Here is a 16050-nt window from a genome sequence, read left to right as displayed (position 1 = left end):
TCCGTTGATGACCTGTGGCATCAACGAGGAAAGCAGACGAAATGTCTCACCTGCTCGACACCGTCGACTCCGCGTCGCTGCGCAGCGACGTCCCGGCCTTCCGCCCGGGTGACACCGTCAACGTCCACGTCCGCGTCATCGAGGGCAACCGCTCCCGTGTGCAGCAGTTCAAGGGCGTGGTCATCCGCCGCCAGGGCGCCGGTGTCCGCGAGACCTTCACGGTCCGCAAGGTCTCCTTCTCCGTCGGCGTCGAGCGCACCTTCCCGGTGCACACCCCGATCGTCGAGAAGATCGAGCTGGTCACCCGCGGTGACGTGCGTCGCGCCAAGCTCTACTACCTCCGTGAGCTGCGCGGCAAGGCCGCGAAGATCAAGGAGAAGCGCGACAACTGAGCGCCTTCAGGAGTTCATGACGGGGCCGGATAGCATCTGGCTCCGATGGACACCGAAGCTCAGCCGACGGAGCGCGACCGCTCCTCCCGCCCTTCCGATCCCGGAGCGATCCCGGACCCGGAGGGACCGGAGGACCGGTCGCGTTTCGCGTTCGTGGCACGGATCACGGAATGGCTGCCGGGCGGCCGGATCAGTCTCACGTTGCTGATCTGTCTGTTGTTCCTGCTGCTCCTCAACCTCTTCGTGGTGAAACCGTTCCAGATTCCCAGCGGATCCATGGAGAACGGATTGAGGATCGGCGACCGCGTTCTCGTAAATAGGTTGGCGTACCGTTTCGGGGCCGAGCCGCGACGCGGGGACGTCGTCGTGTTCGACGGCGCCGGGTATTTCGGGGACGCCGACTACATCAAGCGCGTTGTGGGTGTGGGGGGAGACCACGTGGTCTGCTGCGACAAGGAGGGGAGGATCCAGGTGAACGGCCGGCCGGTCGACGAGTCGACGTTCCTGTATCCGGGCGACAGTCCGTCCACGGTGCCCTTCGACGTGGCCGTGCCCGAGGGCACCCTGTTCGTCCTCGGCGACCACCGCAGCGACTCCCGCGACTCCCGCGACCATCTCGGCTCCCCGGGCGGCGGCATGGTCCCCGTGGACGTCGTGATCGGCCGTGCCGACTGGATCGCCTGGCCCTTCGCCCACCTCACCCGCCTGCACCGCCCGAGCGGCTACGCGCGCGTGCCGGAGGCGAGCACCGAGCCGGACCCGGCGGGCGCCCATGGGTAACCGCGGCAAGCCCCGCGGCGCGTCCGACAGCGCCGCGGACAACCTCCTGCCCACCGGTGTCCGGCGCGCCGCCGGACCGGCCGGCGGCCGCACGCGCGCGGAGCGGCGCAAGCTCCAGCGCAAGGTCAAGCGCAAGCGCAGGCGCAGCGCCGTCCGGGAGATCCCGCTGCTCGTCGGGGTCGCCGTCCTGATCGCGCTCGTCCTGAAGACGTTCCTGGTGCAGGCCTTCGTGATTCCGTCCGGCTCCATGGAGCAGACGATCCAGATCGGCGACCGGGTCCTGGTCGACAAGTTCACCCCGTGGTTCGGCTCCAAGCCGCAGCGCGGGGACGTCGTGGTCTTCAAGGACCCCGGCGGCTGGCTGCAGGACGAGCAGACCACCACGAAGAAGGACGACCCCGTCGTCGTCAAGCAGATCAAGGAAGGGCTCACCTTCATCGGTCTGCTGCCGTCCGACGACGAGAAGGACCTCATCAAGCGGGTCGTCGGCGTGGGCGGCGACCACGTCCAGTGCTGTGACGCGCAAGGGCGGGTCACCGTCAACGGCGTTCCCCTGAACGAGGCGGACTACCTCCACCCCGCCAACGCCCCCTCGCTCACACCCTTCGACATCACCGTCCCCGAGGGACGCCTGTGGGTGATGGGCGACCACCGGGAGAACTCCGCGGACTCCCGGTCCCACCAGGACACGGACTACGGCGGCACGGTGTCCGAGGACGGGGTGGTGGGGCGCGCCATGGTGATCGCCTGGCCGCTGGGTCACTGGAACTCCCTCAAGGAACCGCAAACCTTTTCCTCCGTGACCGACTCGGCGTCCGGGGCGGCCGCGCAGTCCGACGGGTCGCATAGGGTTGCCCCCGACGATCCGAACGGAACGATCCGACTCCCGAGCCCTGCGGAACTCCCGCTCGTTATGGGAGTAGTGGGCCTGCGTCGTATGTGGGGCAGGCAGCGGCACAGAGTGAGGAGTTGGCGTGGGGGATGTGGCGGTTGGCGCACGGTCCGGGCACGACGGCGAGGAGCACCGCGGACACCCCGTGGACGAGGCCGGCCCGGCCGCGGACGGCGCTGTGACCTCCGGGAGTGACTCCCCGGCGGCCGGGGACGACGGGCCCGGGGACGGGCAGCCCCCCGTGACGGGACAGGGCTCCGGCGACGGGGCCCCCAGGGCGAAGAAGCCGCGCTCGTTCTGGAAGGAACTGCCGATCCTGATCGGCATCGCGCTCGTCCTCGCGCTGCTGATCAAGACGTTCCTCGTGCAGGCGTTCTCGATCCCCTCCGACTCGATGCAGAACACCCTCCAGGAGGGCGACCGCGTCCTGGTCGACAAGCTCACCCCGTGGTTCGGCTCCGAGCCCGAGCGCGGCGAGGTCGTCGTCTTCCACGACCCGGACGCCTGGCTCGCGGGCGAGCCCACCGCCGAGCCGAACGCGATCCAGACCTTCCTCAGCTGGATCGGCCTGATGCCGTCGGTGGAGGAGAAGGACCTGATCAAGCGGGTGATCGGAGTCGGCGGCGACACCGTCTCCTGCAACAAGACCGGCCCGCTGAGGGTCAACGGCAAGGCGCTGAACGAGCCGTACGTGTACCCGGGCAACACCCCGTGCAGCATGGACGACCAGGGCGGCCAGTTCACGGTGAAGGTCCCCAAGGGCTTCATCTGGGTGATGGGCGACCACCGCCAGAACTCGCGCGACTCCCGCTACAACCAGTCCGACGAGAACCACGGCATGGTCCCCGTCGACCAGGTCGTCGGGCGTGCCATCGTCAAGGCCTGGCCGATCAACCGCTGGGGCACGCTGCCGGTGCCGGACACCTTCGACCAGCAGGGCCTCCAGGCCGGCTCGGCGGCCTCGGCCGCCCTCACGGTCGCCCCGCAGAGCGTCGCGCTGGCCGGTGTCGTACCGGTGGCCCTCTGGCGCCGTCGGCGCGCCGGGGCGGCCGGGACCCGCTGACCCGGCCGGGCCCCTGATCTGCCAGGGTGCCGCTGATCCGCTCGGCAAACCCTTTCCCAAGCCCCGACCCCGGCCGGGGTCGAGGGGCTGACCCGGCCTCGTACCGCCGGGTAGGGTGCCGATCCATGGGTGGCGAGAGCACGACACGTACGGCCCCGCACGGCGGCGGTGGCACCAGCAGTGGCCCGGCGGGCGGGCGGACCGGACACGTGCTGTCCGGTGTGGCCGTCGCGTTGGGCCTCGCGCTGTTTCTCGGCGGATTCGGCTGGGCGGCGCTCGTCTACCGGCCGTACACCGTGCCCACCAGCTCCATGTCCCCGACCATCGCCGCCGGGGACCGCGTCCTCGCCCAGGTCGTGGACGGCGACGAGGTGCGCCGCGGGGACGTCGTCGTCTTCACCGACAAGACGTGGGTGAGCAACGCGCCCGTCGTCAAGCGGGTCGTCGCGGTCGGCGGCGACACCGTCTCCTGCTGCACCGACGGCAAGCTGACCGTCAACGGCGAGCAGATCGAGGAACCGTACCTGCCCGAGGGCAGCCTCGCCGAGATCACGGACTTCCCGACCGTGAAGGTCCCCGACGGCCGCCTCTTCCTGCTCGGCGACGAACGCCAGGGCTCCCTGGACTCCACCGCCCACCTCACCGACGCCGCCAGCGGCACGGTGTCCCGCGGGTCCGTCAAGGCCCGCGTGGACGCCGTCGTATGGCCCATGGACGGCATGCTCAAGCGCCCCACCGGCTTCGAGGCGTTGGGCACGCTCTCCGAGCCGGGGCCGCTGCGCACGATCGGCTGGCTGATCGCGGCCGGCGCGGTGCTCGTCCTCGGCGGCGGCGCCTACGGCCCGATCGCCAAGCGTGCCGCCCGGGGCCGCGCCGGCACGCGTCCGGAGTCCGCCGGTGCCCGCTGAGACGACGGACGCGGGCGTCGACTCGTACGAGGGCGGACTGCGCAGGGTCGCCCGGGTGGTCCTGCTCGACCCCGCGGACCGCATCCTGCTGCTCCACGGCCATGAGCCGGACGACCCGGCCGACGACTGGTGGTTCACGCCCGGCGGCGGCGTGGAGGGCGACGAGACCCGTGAAGAGGCCGCGCTGCGGGAACTCGCCGAGGAGACCGGCATCACCGACGTCGAACTCGGCCCGGTGCTGTGGCGGCGGAGGTGCTCCTTCCCGTTCGCGGGCCGCCGCTGGGACCAGGACGAGTGGTACTACCTGGCCCGTACGGCCGATACGTCCAAGGTGGAGCCCAGGGCGACGGCCCTCACCGAACTGGAGCGGCGGAGCGTCTCCGGAGCGCGCTGGTGGACGTGTCGGGAACTGACCCGGGCACATGAGACGGTGTATCCGACCCGACTCGCAGGGCTGCTGAGCAAACTGCTCGACGAAGGTCCCCCGGCCCGGCCCGTAACCCTTGACACGGAAATCGTCTAGCGGCTCTCGGGACTGGCGCACAATGGGGGGATCGCACGGCTGAAGGGGAACATGCCATGAGCGCCGAGGACCTCGAGAAGTACGAGACCGAGATGGAGCTGAAGCTCTACCGGGAGTACCGCGACGTCGTCGGTCTGTTCAAATACGTGATCGAGACCGAGCGGCGTTTCTACCTGACCAACGACTACGAGATGCAGGTGCACTCGGTCCAGGGTGAGGTGTTCTTCGAGGTGTCGATGGCGGACGCCTGGGTGTGGGACATGTACCGGCCGGCCCGGTTCGTGAAGCAGGTGCGGGTACTCACGTTCAAGGACGTGAACATCGAGGAGCTGAACAAGAGCGACCTGGAGCTTCCGGGCGGATGACCGCCGCTCCCGCGGGTGACGGAGTTGTCCACAGCCGCCGAGTTGTGCACCAAGATCCTTCCGGCTTCCGGTGATACGTGAACGTTGGCGCCGGAGGTGGTGCCGACATGAAGACGGATCTGGCACGAGGCGCACTCGGCAGGTACGGCGAGGACCTGGCCGCGCGGCGGCTGGCGGAGGCCGGGATGACGGTCCTGGAGCGCAACTGGCGCTGCGGCAGGACCGGTGAGATCGACATCGTCGCGCGGGACGGCGACGTGCTGGTCGTCTGCGAGGTCAAGACCCGCCGCGGCGGTGGGTTCCAGCACCCCATGGCCGGGGTGACGCCCGAGAAGGCGGAGCGGCTGCGCGGACTCGCCGAGCGATGGATCCAGACGCACGGAGGAGCCCCGCCGGGCGGCGTCCGCATCGACCTGGTCGGCGTCCTCCTGCCCCGCCGCGGGGCCGCCCTCGTCGAGCATGCGCGGGGGGTGGCCTGAGATGGGGTTCGCGCGCACCTGCTCGGTGGCGCTGGTGGGCGTCGAAGGCGTCGTCGTCGAGGTCCAGGCCGACCTGGAACCCGGAGTGGCGGCGTTCACTCTGGTGGGGCTGCCCGACAAGAGCCTCAGCGAGAGCCGGGACCGGGTCCGGGCGGCGGTGGTGAACTCGGGCGGCGAATGGCCGCAGAAGAAGCTCACGGTCGGCCTCAGCCCCGCCTCCGTGCCCAAGGCCGGCAGCGGCTTCGACCTCGCCATCGCCAGCGCCGTGCTCGGCGCGGCCGAGCGGATCGACCCGCGGGTGCTCGCCGACATCGTGATGATCGGCGAGCTGGGTCTCGACGGACGGGTCCGCCCGGTCCGCGGGATCCTTCCCGCGGTGCTGGCGGCGGCGGACGCCGGCTACGAACAGGTGGTCGTACCCGAGTGCGCCGCCGCCGAGGCCTCACTGGTCCCGGGTGTCTCCGTGCTCGGCGTGCGCAGCCTGCGCCAGCTGATCGCCGTCCTCGCCGACGAACCGGTGCCCGACGAGGAACCGGACGAGCCGGGCCGGCCCGACCCGCTCATGGCCGGCCTGCGGATGCCCGGCACCGGCACGGCCACCGGGGGGCACGGCCTCGGCGCCGCCCCGCACGACCCGGGGCACGACCTCGCGGACGTCGTGGGACAGCGCTCGGCGCGCACGGCCGTCGAGGTCTCCGCGGCGGGCGGGCACCACCTGTTCCTGGAAGGCCCGCCGGGCGCCGGCAAGACCATGCTCGCGGAGCGCATGCCGGCCATTCTGCCCCGGCTCGACCGGGAGGAGTCCCTGGAGGTCACGGCCGTCCACTCGGTCGCCGGACTGCTGCCGCCGGGCAAACCGCTGATCGACGTTCCCCCGTACTGCGCCCCGCACCACTCGGCCACCATGCAGGCGCTCGTGGGAGGCGGCCCCCACGTCGCCCGGCCCGGAGCCGTGTCGATGGCTCACCGCGGCATTCTCTTCCTGGACGAGACCCCGGAGTTCAGCACCCACGCCCTCGACGCCCTGCGGCAGCCCCTGGAAGCCGGTCACGTCGTGATCGCGCGCAGCGCCGGCGTGGTGCGGTTTCCCGCACGGTTCCTCATGGTGCTGGCGGCGAATCCGTGCCCGTGCGGCCGGTTCTCCCAGCGCGACACCCTGTGCGAATGCCCGCCCTCGGCGATCCGCCGCTACCAGGCCCGGCTCTCCGGGCCACTGCTCGACCGGGTGGACCTGCGGGTGGAGGTCGACCCGGTCAGCAGGGCCGAACTGGCCCACCGCGGCCCCGGCGGCGACTCCACGGCGACCGTCGCCGACCGGGTCCGGGCCGCACGCGAGCGCGCGGGAGCCCGGTTGGCGGGCACTCCCTGGCGGACCAACAGCGAGGTGCCGGGACGGGAGCTGCGCAGCCGGTGGCATCCCGCGACCGGTGCGATGGAGGAGGCCGAGCGGAGCCTGGAGCGGGGGGTGCTCACCGCCCGCGGGCTGGACCGCGTCCTGCGCGTCGCCTGGACCGTCGCCGACCTGGTCGGACACGACCGGCCCGACGCGGGGGACGTCGCCCTGGCCCTGCAACTGCGTACGGGGGTCCCGCGCGGCGTGCCGATGGCGCTCGGGGCGCTGACGTGACCGGCACCGAGGGGCCGGGCGGGGAGCGGCTCGCGCGGGCCTTCCTCACCCGGGTCCTCGAACCCGGCGACGAGGTCGGCGGTGGCTGGGTGCGCGAGCACGGCGCCGGGGAGGTGGTGCGGCGGCTGCGCGCCGGCCGGGAGGCCCTGCCCGGGGTGACCGGGCAGCGATGGGCCGGGCTCCTGGCGCGGGCGGCCCGGGCCGAGCCGGAACGGGACCTGGTCGTCGCCCGGGAGACCGGGGTGCGGTTCGTGTGCCCGGGAGACACCGAGTGGCCCGGCCCGCTGGACGATCTCGGGGACGCCCGGCCGCTGGGTCTGTGGGTCCGGGGCCGGCCCAGCCTGCGGATGTGGGCGCTCAGGTCGGTCGCGGTCGTCGGCGCCCGCGCCTGCACCGAGTACGGCGCGCACATGGCGGCCACCCTCGCCGCCGGACTCGCCGAGCGCGGCTGGGTGGTGGTCTCCGGCGGCGCCTACGGCGTCGACGGCGCCGTGCACCGGGGCGCGCTCGCCGCGGGCGGTGCCACCGTCGCCGTGCTCGCATGCGGGGTCGACCGGCCCTACCCGCGCGGACACACGGGACTGATCAACAGGATCGCGGAACAGGGACTGGTCGTGGGTGAGCTGCCACCGGGCGACCATCCCACGCAGAGCAGGTTCATCCTGCGCAACCGGGTCATCGCCGCGCTCACCGGCGGCACGGTGGTGGTCGAGGCGGCCCACCGCAGCGGCTCCCTCGTCACCGCGCGGGCGGCACAGCGACTGGGCCGGCACACCATGGGCGTCCCCGGCCCCGCCACCAGCGGACTCTCGGCGGGGGTGCACGAACTCCTGCGCGGAGAGGCCGTGCTGGTCACCGACGCCGCGGAGGTCGTCGAACTGGTCGGCGGCATCGGAGAACTGGCCCCGGAGCGGCGCGGCCCGGTGCTGCCCCACGACCTCCTGGAGCCGGACGCCCGGCGCGTCCTGGCCGCGCTTCCCGGCGGGCGGGCGGCGGCGGTCGACGAGATCGCCCGGGAGGGCGGCACCACCAAGGACGACGCGATCGCGAGACTGTACGAACTCAGGGCACTCGGTTACGTCGAACGACACGGCGACGACTGGAAGTTGACACGCCAGGCGATGGTCACCGTCCGAGCGGGGCGACGCTCGTGTTGACCGAGGGGGTTCGGCCGTCCGAGGGAACGCCGAAGCCCTTGGGATTGACCGCAGTTGACACGGTCCGCCGGTCACCCAGGGCGACCGCCGCGCCCCGCCGGGTCGCCCAGCGGAACGTATCTGCGTACAGCGCGGGGCATGCTGTTCGCACACCGCGACACCCCAGTCACGCTACGCTCACGAGGATTCCGGCACAGACCGGCCACTCGGCACCACCCGACACCAGACCGACGGCTCACCCAGACACTCCCGCACGCACATCACGGCAGAACGACACAAGGCGACGAATGCCCCAGCACACCTCCGGGTCCGACCGGGCGGCGATCCCCCCAGCCGCCCGTGACGGTGGCAGCGTGCGGCCGCCCGCTCCCTCGACACTCGACGAGCTGTGGCGGTCGTACAAGGCGACGGGGGACGAGCGGTTGCGGGAGCAGCTGATCCTGCACTACTCGCCGCTCGTGAAGTACGTGGCGGGCAGGGTGAGCGTGGGCCTGCCGCCCAATGTGGAGCAGGCCGACTTCGTGTCCTCGGGGGTGTTCGGGCTGATCGACGCGATCGAGAAGTTCGACATCGAACGGGAGATCAAGTTCGAGACGTACGCGATCACCCGGATCCGGGGCGCGATGATCGACGAACTGCGCGCGCTGGACTGGATCCCCCGGTCGGTGCGGCAGAAGGCACGGAACGTGGAGCGGGCCTACGCCACCCTGGAGGCACGGCTCAGACGGACTCCGTCGGAGGTCGAGGTGGCCGCCGAGCTGGGCATCGCGGTGGACGACCTGCACTCCGTGTTCAGCCAGTTGTCGCTGGCCAACGTGGTGGCCCTGGAGGAGCTGCTGCATGTCGGCGGCGAGGGCGGGGACGGCCTCAGCTTCATGGACACCCTGGAGGACACCACCGCGGACAACCCCGTGGAGGTGGCCGAGGACCGTGAGCTGCGGCGATTTCTGGCGCGGGCCATCAACACCCTGCCCGAGCGGGAGAAGACGGTCGTGACGCTGTACTACTACGAAGGGCTGACCCTCGCCGAGATCGGCAACGTGCTGGGGGTCACCGAGAGTCGGGTCAGCCAGATCCACACCAAATCCGTGCTCCAGCTGCGCGCGAAACTGGCCAGTTTCGGCCGTTGACCCGACCGGACCGAGGCGGTGCGGCGACGGGCGGTGGCCCCACGGCTGTGGCGCGGGCCGCGCGGGGTCGTGCGGGTGGAGCCACTCCCCATGCGGGTGCGGCGTCCGTAGAGTGGTCGACGTGCCAAGGATTCGAGCGGCCTCCGTGGCCGAGCACCGGTCGATGCAGCGAGCCGCCCTGCTGGACGCGGCCCGTTCGCTGTTGTCCGAGGGCGGTACGGAGGCGCTGACCTTCCCCGCTCTCGCCGAGCGGACGGGGCTCGCGCGCTCCTCCGTGTACGAGTACTTCCGGTCGCGGGCCGCCGTGGTCGAGGAGCTGTGCGAGGTCGACTTCCCCGTCTGGGCGGCCGAGGTCGAGTCGGCGATGGCCGCCGCGGAAGGGCCGGAGGCCAAGGTCGAGGCGTACGTGCGCCGGCAGCTGTCGCTGGTCGGGGACCGGCGGCACCGGGCCGTCGTGGCGATCTCGGCGAGCGAGCTGGACGCGGGGGCGCGGGAGAAGATCCGGGCCGCGCACGGGGGCCTCGTGGCGATGATCGTCGAAGCGCTGGCGGAGCTGGGCCACGCGGAACCGCGGTTGGCGGCCATGTTGGTCCAGGGTGTCGTGGACGCGGCCGTGCGCAGGCTCGAGCTGGGCGTGGAGGAGGCCTTTGTGGTGACGGAGGCGGCGGTGGGGATGGTGGCGCGAGGGGTTCGGGGGTAGACCCGCGCCGCGGGTTCACTCGGTGCTGGTGCTGGTGCTCGGTGCCCGCTGCTTGCTGCCTGGTGCCCGCCGTCGGTGGTGGGGGTGAGCAGGGCCGCCCGGCGACCGCGGGGTGCCCTCCCCCGGTGGCCGGGAGCCGCCCCGGACGGCACGGTCGCCGCGGGTCACCGGGCTACGGCAGCGGTACGCCCAGGACGGGCAGCAGCCGCGCCGGGGCCCGCGCGCTCAGCCACGCCGGGAGCAGGGACAGCGGGTTCAGATAGGCCTTGTCCCTGCGTAGGCCCCAGTGCAGGCACGGGATGGCGCAGTGGGAGGACGTGGCGGCGAGGGTGCCGACCGGCTGGGCCGGGGTGATCTCGTCGCCCTCGGAGACCGAGGGGCGCACCGGCGTGTAGGTCGTGCGCAGGGGCGGGGTACCCGTGCCGGTCAGTTCCAGTGAGACCACGCCCCTGCCCGCCACCTGGCCCGCGAACAGGACCCGGCCCGCCGCCACCGCCCGGACCGGGGCGCCGACGGGGGCCGCCAGGTCGACACCGCGGTGGCCGCGGGCGTACGGGGTGGCCGGGGGGTCCCAGCCGCGTACCACCACGGGGCGGGCGCCCACCGGCCAGGACCGGGCGATCGCCGGAACAGGAACAGGAACCGGCTCCGGGGCCGGGGCCGGGGTCTGTACCGGAGGAGGGTCCGAGGCCGGTGCCGGAGGCGGGTCCGGAGCCGGAGCCCGGACCGGAACCGGAGCCCGGACCGGCTCGGGCGCGGCGCCGGCCGCCGAGGCCGTCGCGGAGAGCAGGAGGACCGGCAGCAGGGTCAGGAGTCGCTTGACGTGCATGGGAGTACGGTCTCCGCCCGCAGGCCGACGGCGCCCGGACCTGTGGACCACTCCCCGGTTGTGGACAGCGGCGTCACCCGGTACCCCGCAAGTCCCGTACACTTCTTCTGGCGATCCGGGTCACCGGGTCGACTTCGCACGCCCCGGTACCGGGGTCCCGGCAGTGGTCGGATTCCGGTATCTGCGCCCCTCGGTCCTTCGTGGCTCGGCGCATCGCGGGCGTCAGGCGCGGGAGCCGTCCGGTCCCCGCGGCACAACCGAGAAAAACAAGGAGAACGGCCATGGCCGTCGTCACGATGCGGGAGCTGCTGGAGAGCGGCGTCCACTTCGGTCACCAGACCCGTCGCTGGAACCCGAAGATGAAGCGCTTCATCTTCACCGAGCGCAACGGCATCTACATCATCGACCTGCTCCAGTCGCTGTCGTACATCGACCGCGCCTACGAGTTCGTCAAGGAGACCGTCGCCCACGGCGGCACGGTCATGTTCGTCGGCACGAAGAAGCAGGCGCAGGAGGCCATCGCCGAGCAGGCCACCCGCGTCGGCATGCCCTACGTCAACCAGCGCTGGCTGGGCGGCATGCTCACCAACTTCTCGACCGTCTACAAGCGTCTGCAGCGCCTCAAGGAGCTCGAGCAGATCGACTTCGAGGACGTCGCCGCGTCGGGTCTGACGAAGAAGGAGCTCCTGGTCCTCTCGCGTGAGAAGGCCAAGCTCGAGAAGACCCTCGGTGGTATCCGCGAGATGTCCAAGGTTCCCAGCGCCGTCTGGATCGTGGACACCAAGAAGGAGCACATCGCGGTCGGCGAGGCCCGGAAGCTCAACATCCCGGTCGTCGCCATCCTCGACACCAACTGCGACCCCGACGAGGTCGACTACAAGATCCCGGGCAACGACGACGCGATCCGCTCCGTCACCCTGCTCACCCGCGTGATCGCCGACGCCGTGGCCGAGGGCCTCATCTCCCGCTCCGGTGTCGCCACCGAGGGCAAGGGCGAGAAGGCCGCCGGCGAGCCGCTGGCCGAGTGGGAGCGCGACCTGCTCGAGGGCGAGAAGAAGGCGGACGCCGAGACCGCCGAGACCGCCGAGAACACGGACGAGGCCGCCGAGAAGCCGGCCGAGGCCGCTGCCGAGGCGCCCGCCGCCGAGGAGGCCCCGGCCGCGGAGGCTCCGGCCGCCGAGGCCCCGGCCGCCGAGGGCGAGCAGGCCTGACCCGTCGGGACGTGCGACGGCGGGAGCGGTGACATCGAGTCCGCTCCCGCCGTTCACCCATAGGTCAGCGGTGGGGCGCGGCCCCACGGTTCCGTGTGGGCCACAGACCCCGTAGATCTCCGATCTTCCAGACTTCGAGAAAGACTCACAGACTCATGGCGAACTACACCGCCGCCGACGTCAAGAAGCTCCGCGAGCTCACCGGCGCCGGCATGATGGACTGCAAGAAGGCGCTGGACGAGGCCGAGGGCAACGTCGACAAGGCCGTCGAGGCGCTCCGCATCAAGGGCCAGAAGGGCGTCGCCAAGCGCGAGGGCCGCTCCGCCGAGAACGGCGCCGTGGTCTCCGTCATCGCCGACGACAACTCCTCCGGCGTCCTGGTCGAGCTGAAGTGCGAGACGGACTTCGTCGCCAAGGGCGAGAAGTTCCAGGCCGTCGCCAACGCGATCGCCGAGCACGTCGCCAAGACCTCCCCGGCCGACATCGAGGCGCTGCTCGCCTCCGAGATCGAGCCCGGCAAGACCGTCCAGGCGTTCGTGGACGAGGCCAACGCCAACCTGGGCGAGAAGATCGTCCTGGACCGCTTCGCGCAGTTCGCGGACGGCTACGTCTCGGTCTACATGCACCGCACGATGCCCGACCTGCCCCCGCAGATCGGTGTCCTCGTCGAGCTGGACAAGCCCAACGCCGAGGTCGCCAAGGGCATCGCCCAGCACATCGCCGCCTTCGCGCCGAAGTACCTCTCCAAGGAGGACGTGCCGGCCGAGGTCGTCGAGTCGGAGCGTCGTATCGCCGAGGAGACCACCCGCGCCGAGGGCAAGCCCGAGGCCGCGATCGCCAAGATCGTCGAGGGTCGCCTCAACGGCTTCTTCAAGGACGCCACGGTCCTCGGTCAGCCGTACGCTCTGGACAACAAGAAGTCCGTGCAGAAGGTCCTGGACGAGGCCGGTGTCACCCTGAAGCGCTTCGCGCGCATCAAGGTCGGCATCTGAGTCCGTACCGCGACGGACGCCCGGCCCCGGTAGGGTCGGCAGCAGTCGTCCGTGGACGCCGTCACCTGGCGTGTGGCGGACGACAGCAGATCTGACGAGGAGGCCATTGCCGCGCACGGGTTGCGAACACCCCACCGGCAGTGGCCTTCTTCGTATGTGCACCACGTGAAAGAGGCGGGATCTCCCATGACCACCAAGGCCCAGAAGAGCGACGACGGCAAAGTGAGCGGCCGGTTTCTGCTGAAGCTGTCCGGAGAGGCTTTCGCCGGTGGCGGCAGCCTGGGTGTCGACCCCGACGTGGTGCACAAGATCGCCCGCGAGATCGCAGCCGTCGTGCGCGACGGGGCGGAGATCGCGGTGGTCATCGGCGGCGGCAACTTCTTCCGTGGCGCCGAACTCCAGGTACGCGGCATGGACCGGGCCCGTTCGGACTACATGGGCATGCTCGGCACGGTCATGAACTGCCTCGCCCTCCAGGACTTCCTGGAGAAGGAGGGCATCGACAGCCGCGTCCAGACCGCCATCACCATGGGCCAGGTCGCCGAGCCGTACATCCCGCTGCGCGCCGTGCGCCACCTGGAGAAGGGCCGCGTGGTCATCTTCGGCGCCGGTATGGGCATGCCGTACTTCTCCACCGACACCACCGCCGCCCAGCGCGCCCTGGAGATCGACGCCGAGGCCCTCCTCATGGGCAAGAACGGCGTGGACGGCGTCTACGACTCCGACCCGAAAACCAACCCGGAGGCCGTCAAGTTCGACGCCCTCGGCTACGGCGAGGTCATCACCCGCGATCTGAAGGTCGCCGACGCCACCGCCATCACGCTGTGCCGCGACAACAAGCTCCCGATCCTGGTCTTCGAGCTTCTGGCGGAGGGCAATATCGCGCGGGCCGTCAAGGGTGAGAAGATCGGCACGCTGGTGAGTGAGCAAGGCAGCCGGGCCTGACCGGGGAGAACTCCCGAGTCCGACCCGTAGGAACCCCGGTTCGTACGACAAAGCCTGACCGGGCGACGGACCCTGGCCGGGGGATGGACAATGTCCTGCCGGTCGGGAACCGTGCAGGAAGAAGACGCGACGCAGCCGGCCGCCGCCTCCGCAAGGAACCGCAGCCGGGCCTACTCAAGACACGCAGGAGCAAGTGGTGATCGAAGAGACCCTCCTCGAGGCCGAGGAGAAGATGGAGAAGGCCGTCGTGGTCGCCAAGGAGGACTTCGCCGCGATCCGCACCGGCCGTGCGCACCCGGCGATGTTCAACAAGATCGTGGCCGACTACTACGGCGCGCCGACGCCGATCAACCAGCTGGCTTCGTTCTCCGTGCCGGAGCCGCGCATGGCGGTCGTGACCCCGTTCGACAAGAGCGCGCTGCGCAACATCGAGCAGGCGATCCGCGACTCGGACCTCGGCGTCAACCCGAGCAACGACGGCAACATCATCCGGGTGGTGTTCCCCGAGCTGACCGAGGAGCGCCGCCGCGACTACATCAAGGTCGCCAAGGGCAAGGGCGAGGACGCCAAGGTGTCCATCCGCGCCGTGCGCCGCAAGGCCAAGGACGCCATCGACAAGCTCGTCAAGGACGGCGAGGTCGGGGAGGACGAGGGCCGCCGTGCGGAGAAGGAACTCGACGACACCACCGCGAAGTACGTCGCGCAGGTGGACGAGCTCCTGAAGCACAAGGAAGCGGAGCTGCTCGAGGTCTGATGAACGACTCTTCCTGGGGCGCTCCGCCACGTGCCGGTTCACAGGCCGGGTACTGGGGGCCCAACGATCACGGGGCCGTCCCGCACGGACCTGTCCAGGGGGCTGCCGCGGCGGGTCCCGCGTACGATGCGCCTGAGGCGCAGCAGACTCGCCCCATGCCCATCGTCCCCGACGTACCCGCTCATGGCGGAAACCAGGATGACGACCGGGGGGCCGCTCGGCTGGGCGGCCCCTTGTTCCGAGACGAGACGTTCCGAGACGGGACGTCCCACGGCGGGACGTTCCGCGACGAGACGTCCCCTGTGGGGACGTTCCGTGACGAGACCCCGTCGGCGCTGCCCCCTGCGGCGGTGCCGCAGAATCCGGAGCCCATGCCCGACGCACCGCAGCCGGCACCCGTCCCGCAGAAGAAGAGCGCGGGCCGTGACCTGACTGCGGCCATAGGCGTCGGTGTCGGACTCGGTGCGGTGATCGTCGCGTCGCTGTTCGTGGTCAAGGCCGTGTTCGTCGGCGTGGTCGCGGTCGCCGTCGTCGTCGGCCTGTGGGAACTGACCAGCCGCCTCCAGGAGCGCAAGGGCATCAAGGCGCCGCTGGTGCCGCTCGCGGTCGGCGGCGCCGCCATGGTCGTCGCCGGGTACGTCCGGGGCGCCGAGGGCGCCTGGGTCGCCATGGCCCTGACCGCGCTGGCGGTCCTGGTCTGGCGGATGACGGAACCGCCGGAGGGCTACCTCAGGGACGTCACGGCCGGCGTCTTCGCGGCCTTCTACGTCCCGTTCCTGGCCACGTTCGTCGCCATGATGCTCACCGCGGACGACGGAGCGCGCCGCGTCCTGACGTTCCTGCTCCTGACCGTCGTCAGCGACACCGGGGCGTACGCCGTCGGCTGGCGCTTCGGCAAGCGCAAGCTCGCTCCGCGCATCAGCCCCGGCAAGACCCGCGAGGGCCTGCTCGGCGCGGTGTCCTTCGCGATGGTCGTGGGCGCGCTGTGCATGCAGTTCCTGATCGAGGACGGCGCCTGGTGGCAGGGTCTGCTGCTCGGCCTGGCGGTCGCGGCCAGCGCGACGCTCGGCGACCTCGGCGAGTCCATGATCAAGCGGGACCTCGGCATCAAGGACATGGGCACGCTGCTCCCCGGCCACGGCGGCATCATGGACCGGCTGGACTCCCTGCTGCCCACCGCGCCGGTGGTGTGGCTGCTGCTGGTGCTGTTCGTGGGCTCCGGCTGAGCGGTATCCCGCCCCGCGCCCGGAACGAGCCCCCGTCCCCCGAGGACGGGGGCTCGTCGCATGAGCCGACCGGGGCA

General features: G+C 71.3%; 18 protein-coding genes. 17 read left to right on the top strand and 1 reads right to left on the bottom strand.

Annotated elements, in window-relative coordinates:
- The first annotated feature begins 41 nt into the window (after nt 1-41).
- The 12 genes from rplS (at nt 42) to AB0N31_RS20710 (ending at nt 10016) form a co-directional block, all read left to right on the top strand.
- Nucleotides 42-392 carry a 50S ribosomal protein L19 gene (gene rplS, locus AB0N31_RS20765; RefSeq protein ID WP_010353847.1) on the top strand — a complete coding sequence of 117 codons (351 nt, stop codon included), beginning with the start codon at nt 42-44 and terminating at the stop codon, nt 390-392.
- Between the two features lie 45 nt (nt 393-437).
- The gene (gene lepB / locus AB0N31_RS20760) at nt 438-1172 is read left to right on the top strand and encodes a signal peptidase I (RefSeq protein ID WP_366059843.1); all 735 of its coding nucleotides are present in this window, start codon (nt 438-440) and stop codon (nt 1170-1172) included.
- Complete coding sequence (gene lepB, locus AB0N31_RS20755) at nt 1165-2259, top strand: signal peptidase I (RefSeq protein ID WP_366059842.1); 1095 nt, start codon at nt 1165-1167, stop codon at nt 2257-2259. Before lepB (AB0N31_RS20760) ends, lepB (AB0N31_RS20755) begins: the two co-directional genes overlap by 8 nt.
- Nucleotides 2147-3127, top strand: coding sequence for a signal peptidase I (gene lepB, locus AB0N31_RS20750; protein ID WP_366059841.1), 981 nt, complete (start codon nt 2147-2149; stop codon nt 3125-3127). Before lepB (AB0N31_RS20755) ends, lepB (AB0N31_RS20750) begins: the two co-directional genes overlap by 113 nt.
- Before the next feature lie 125 nt (nt 3128-3252).
- Nucleotides 3253-4035 carry a signal peptidase I gene (gene lepB, locus AB0N31_RS20745; RefSeq protein ID WP_366059840.1) on the top strand — a complete coding sequence of 261 codons (783 nt, stop codon included), beginning with the start codon at nt 3253-3255 and terminating at the stop codon, nt 4033-4035.
- Nucleotides 4025-4558, top strand: a complete 534-nt coding sequence (locus AB0N31_RS20740) for an NUDIX hydrolase (protein WP_366059839.1) — start codon at nt 4025-4027, stop codon at nt 4556-4558. The genes lepB (AB0N31_RS20745) and AB0N31_RS20740 overlap by 11 nt, the downstream gene beginning before the upstream one ends.
- Nucleotides 4559-4614: 56 nt before the next feature.
- Nucleotides 4615-4923 (top strand): DUF2469 domain-containing protein, encoded by a 309-nt coding sequence (locus AB0N31_RS20735; RefSeq protein WP_003965949.1) that lies wholly within the window; start codon nt 4615-4617, stop codon nt 4921-4923.
- A 77-nt stretch (nt 4924-5000) separates the two neighbouring features.
- Nucleotides 5001-5402, top strand: a complete 402-nt coding sequence (locus tag AB0N31_RS20730) for a YraN family protein (protein ID WP_366059838.1) — start codon at nt 5001-5003, stop codon at nt 5400-5402.
- Between the two features lies 1 nt (nt 5403).
- Nucleotides 5404-7029 (top strand): YifB family Mg chelatase-like AAA ATPase, encoded by a 1626-nt coding sequence (locus tag AB0N31_RS20725; protein ID WP_366059837.1) that lies wholly within the window; start codon nt 5404-5406, stop codon nt 7027-7029.
- Nucleotides 7026-8186, top strand: a complete 1161-nt coding sequence (gene dprA / locus AB0N31_RS20720) for a DNA-processing protein DprA (RefSeq protein WP_366059836.1) — start codon at nt 7026-7028, stop codon at nt 8184-8186. The genes AB0N31_RS20725 and dprA overlap by 4 nt, the downstream gene beginning before the upstream one ends.
- Before the next feature lie 287 nt (nt 8187-8473).
- On the top strand, nt 8474-9316 hold the full coding sequence (gene whiG, locus AB0N31_RS20715; protein ID WP_366059835.1) for an RNA polymerase sigma factor WhiG: 843 nt from the start codon (nt 8474-8476) through the stop codon (nt 9314-9316).
- 145 nt (nt 9317-9461) lie between these two features.
- Nucleotides 9462-10016, top strand: a complete 555-nt coding sequence (locus tag AB0N31_RS20710; RefSeq protein WP_366059865.1) for a helix-turn-helix domain-containing protein — start codon at nt 9462-9464, stop codon at nt 10014-10016.
- Between the two features lie 172 nt (nt 10017-10188).
- Here AB0N31_RS20710 and AB0N31_RS20705 read toward each other — a convergent pair whose 3' ends face one another.
- Nucleotides 10189-10845, bottom strand: coding sequence for a M23 family metallopeptidase (locus AB0N31_RS20705; protein WP_366059834.1), 657 nt, complete (start codon nt 10843-10845; stop codon nt 10189-10191).
- Nucleotides 10846-11126: 281 nt separating this feature from the next.
- On the opposite strand from AB0N31_RS20705, the gene rpsB reads away from it, so the two are divergent.
- The 5 genes from rpsB (at nt 11127) to AB0N31_RS20680 (ending at nt 15973) form a co-directional block, all read left to right on the top strand.
- Complete coding sequence (rpsB, locus tag AB0N31_RS20700) at nt 11127-12056, top strand: 30S ribosomal protein S2 (RefSeq protein WP_366059833.1); 930 nt, start codon at nt 11127-11129, stop codon at nt 12054-12056.
- Nucleotides 12057-12211: 155 nt separating this feature from the next.
- The gene (gene tsf, locus AB0N31_RS20695; RefSeq protein WP_366059832.1) at nt 12212-13048 is read left to right on the top strand and encodes a translation elongation factor Ts; all 837 of its coding nucleotides are present in this window, start codon (nt 12212-12214) and stop codon (nt 13046-13048) included.
- 186 nt (nt 13049-13234) lie between these two features.
- On the top strand, nt 13235-13993 hold the full coding sequence (gene pyrH / locus AB0N31_RS20690; protein WP_366059831.1) for a UMP kinase: 759 nt from the start codon (nt 13235-13237) through the stop codon (nt 13991-13993).
- Nucleotides 13994-14189: 196 nt separating this feature from the next.
- Nucleotides 14190-14747 carry a ribosome recycling factor gene (frr, locus tag AB0N31_RS20685; RefSeq protein WP_327318142.1) on the top strand — a complete coding sequence of 186 codons (558 nt, stop codon included), beginning with the start codon at nt 14190-14192 and terminating at the stop codon, nt 14745-14747.
- Entirely contained in the window at nt 14747-15973 is a 1227-nt protein-coding gene (locus AB0N31_RS20680; protein ID WP_366059830.1) for a phosphatidate cytidylyltransferase, read from the top strand. Before frr ends, AB0N31_RS20680 begins: the two co-directional genes overlap by 1 nt.
- Nucleotides 15974-16050 lie beyond the last annotated feature (77 nt).

It is taken from the genome of Streptomyces sp. NPDC051051, from assembly GCF_040682975.1.
In the GTDB taxonomy this organism is placed as follows: Bacteria; Actinomycetota; Actinomycetes; order Streptomycetales; family Streptomycetaceae; genus Streptomyces.
The sequence above is the reverse complement of the archived record's forward strand: the minus strand, read 5'-3'. Positions and strand labels throughout refer to the sequence as shown.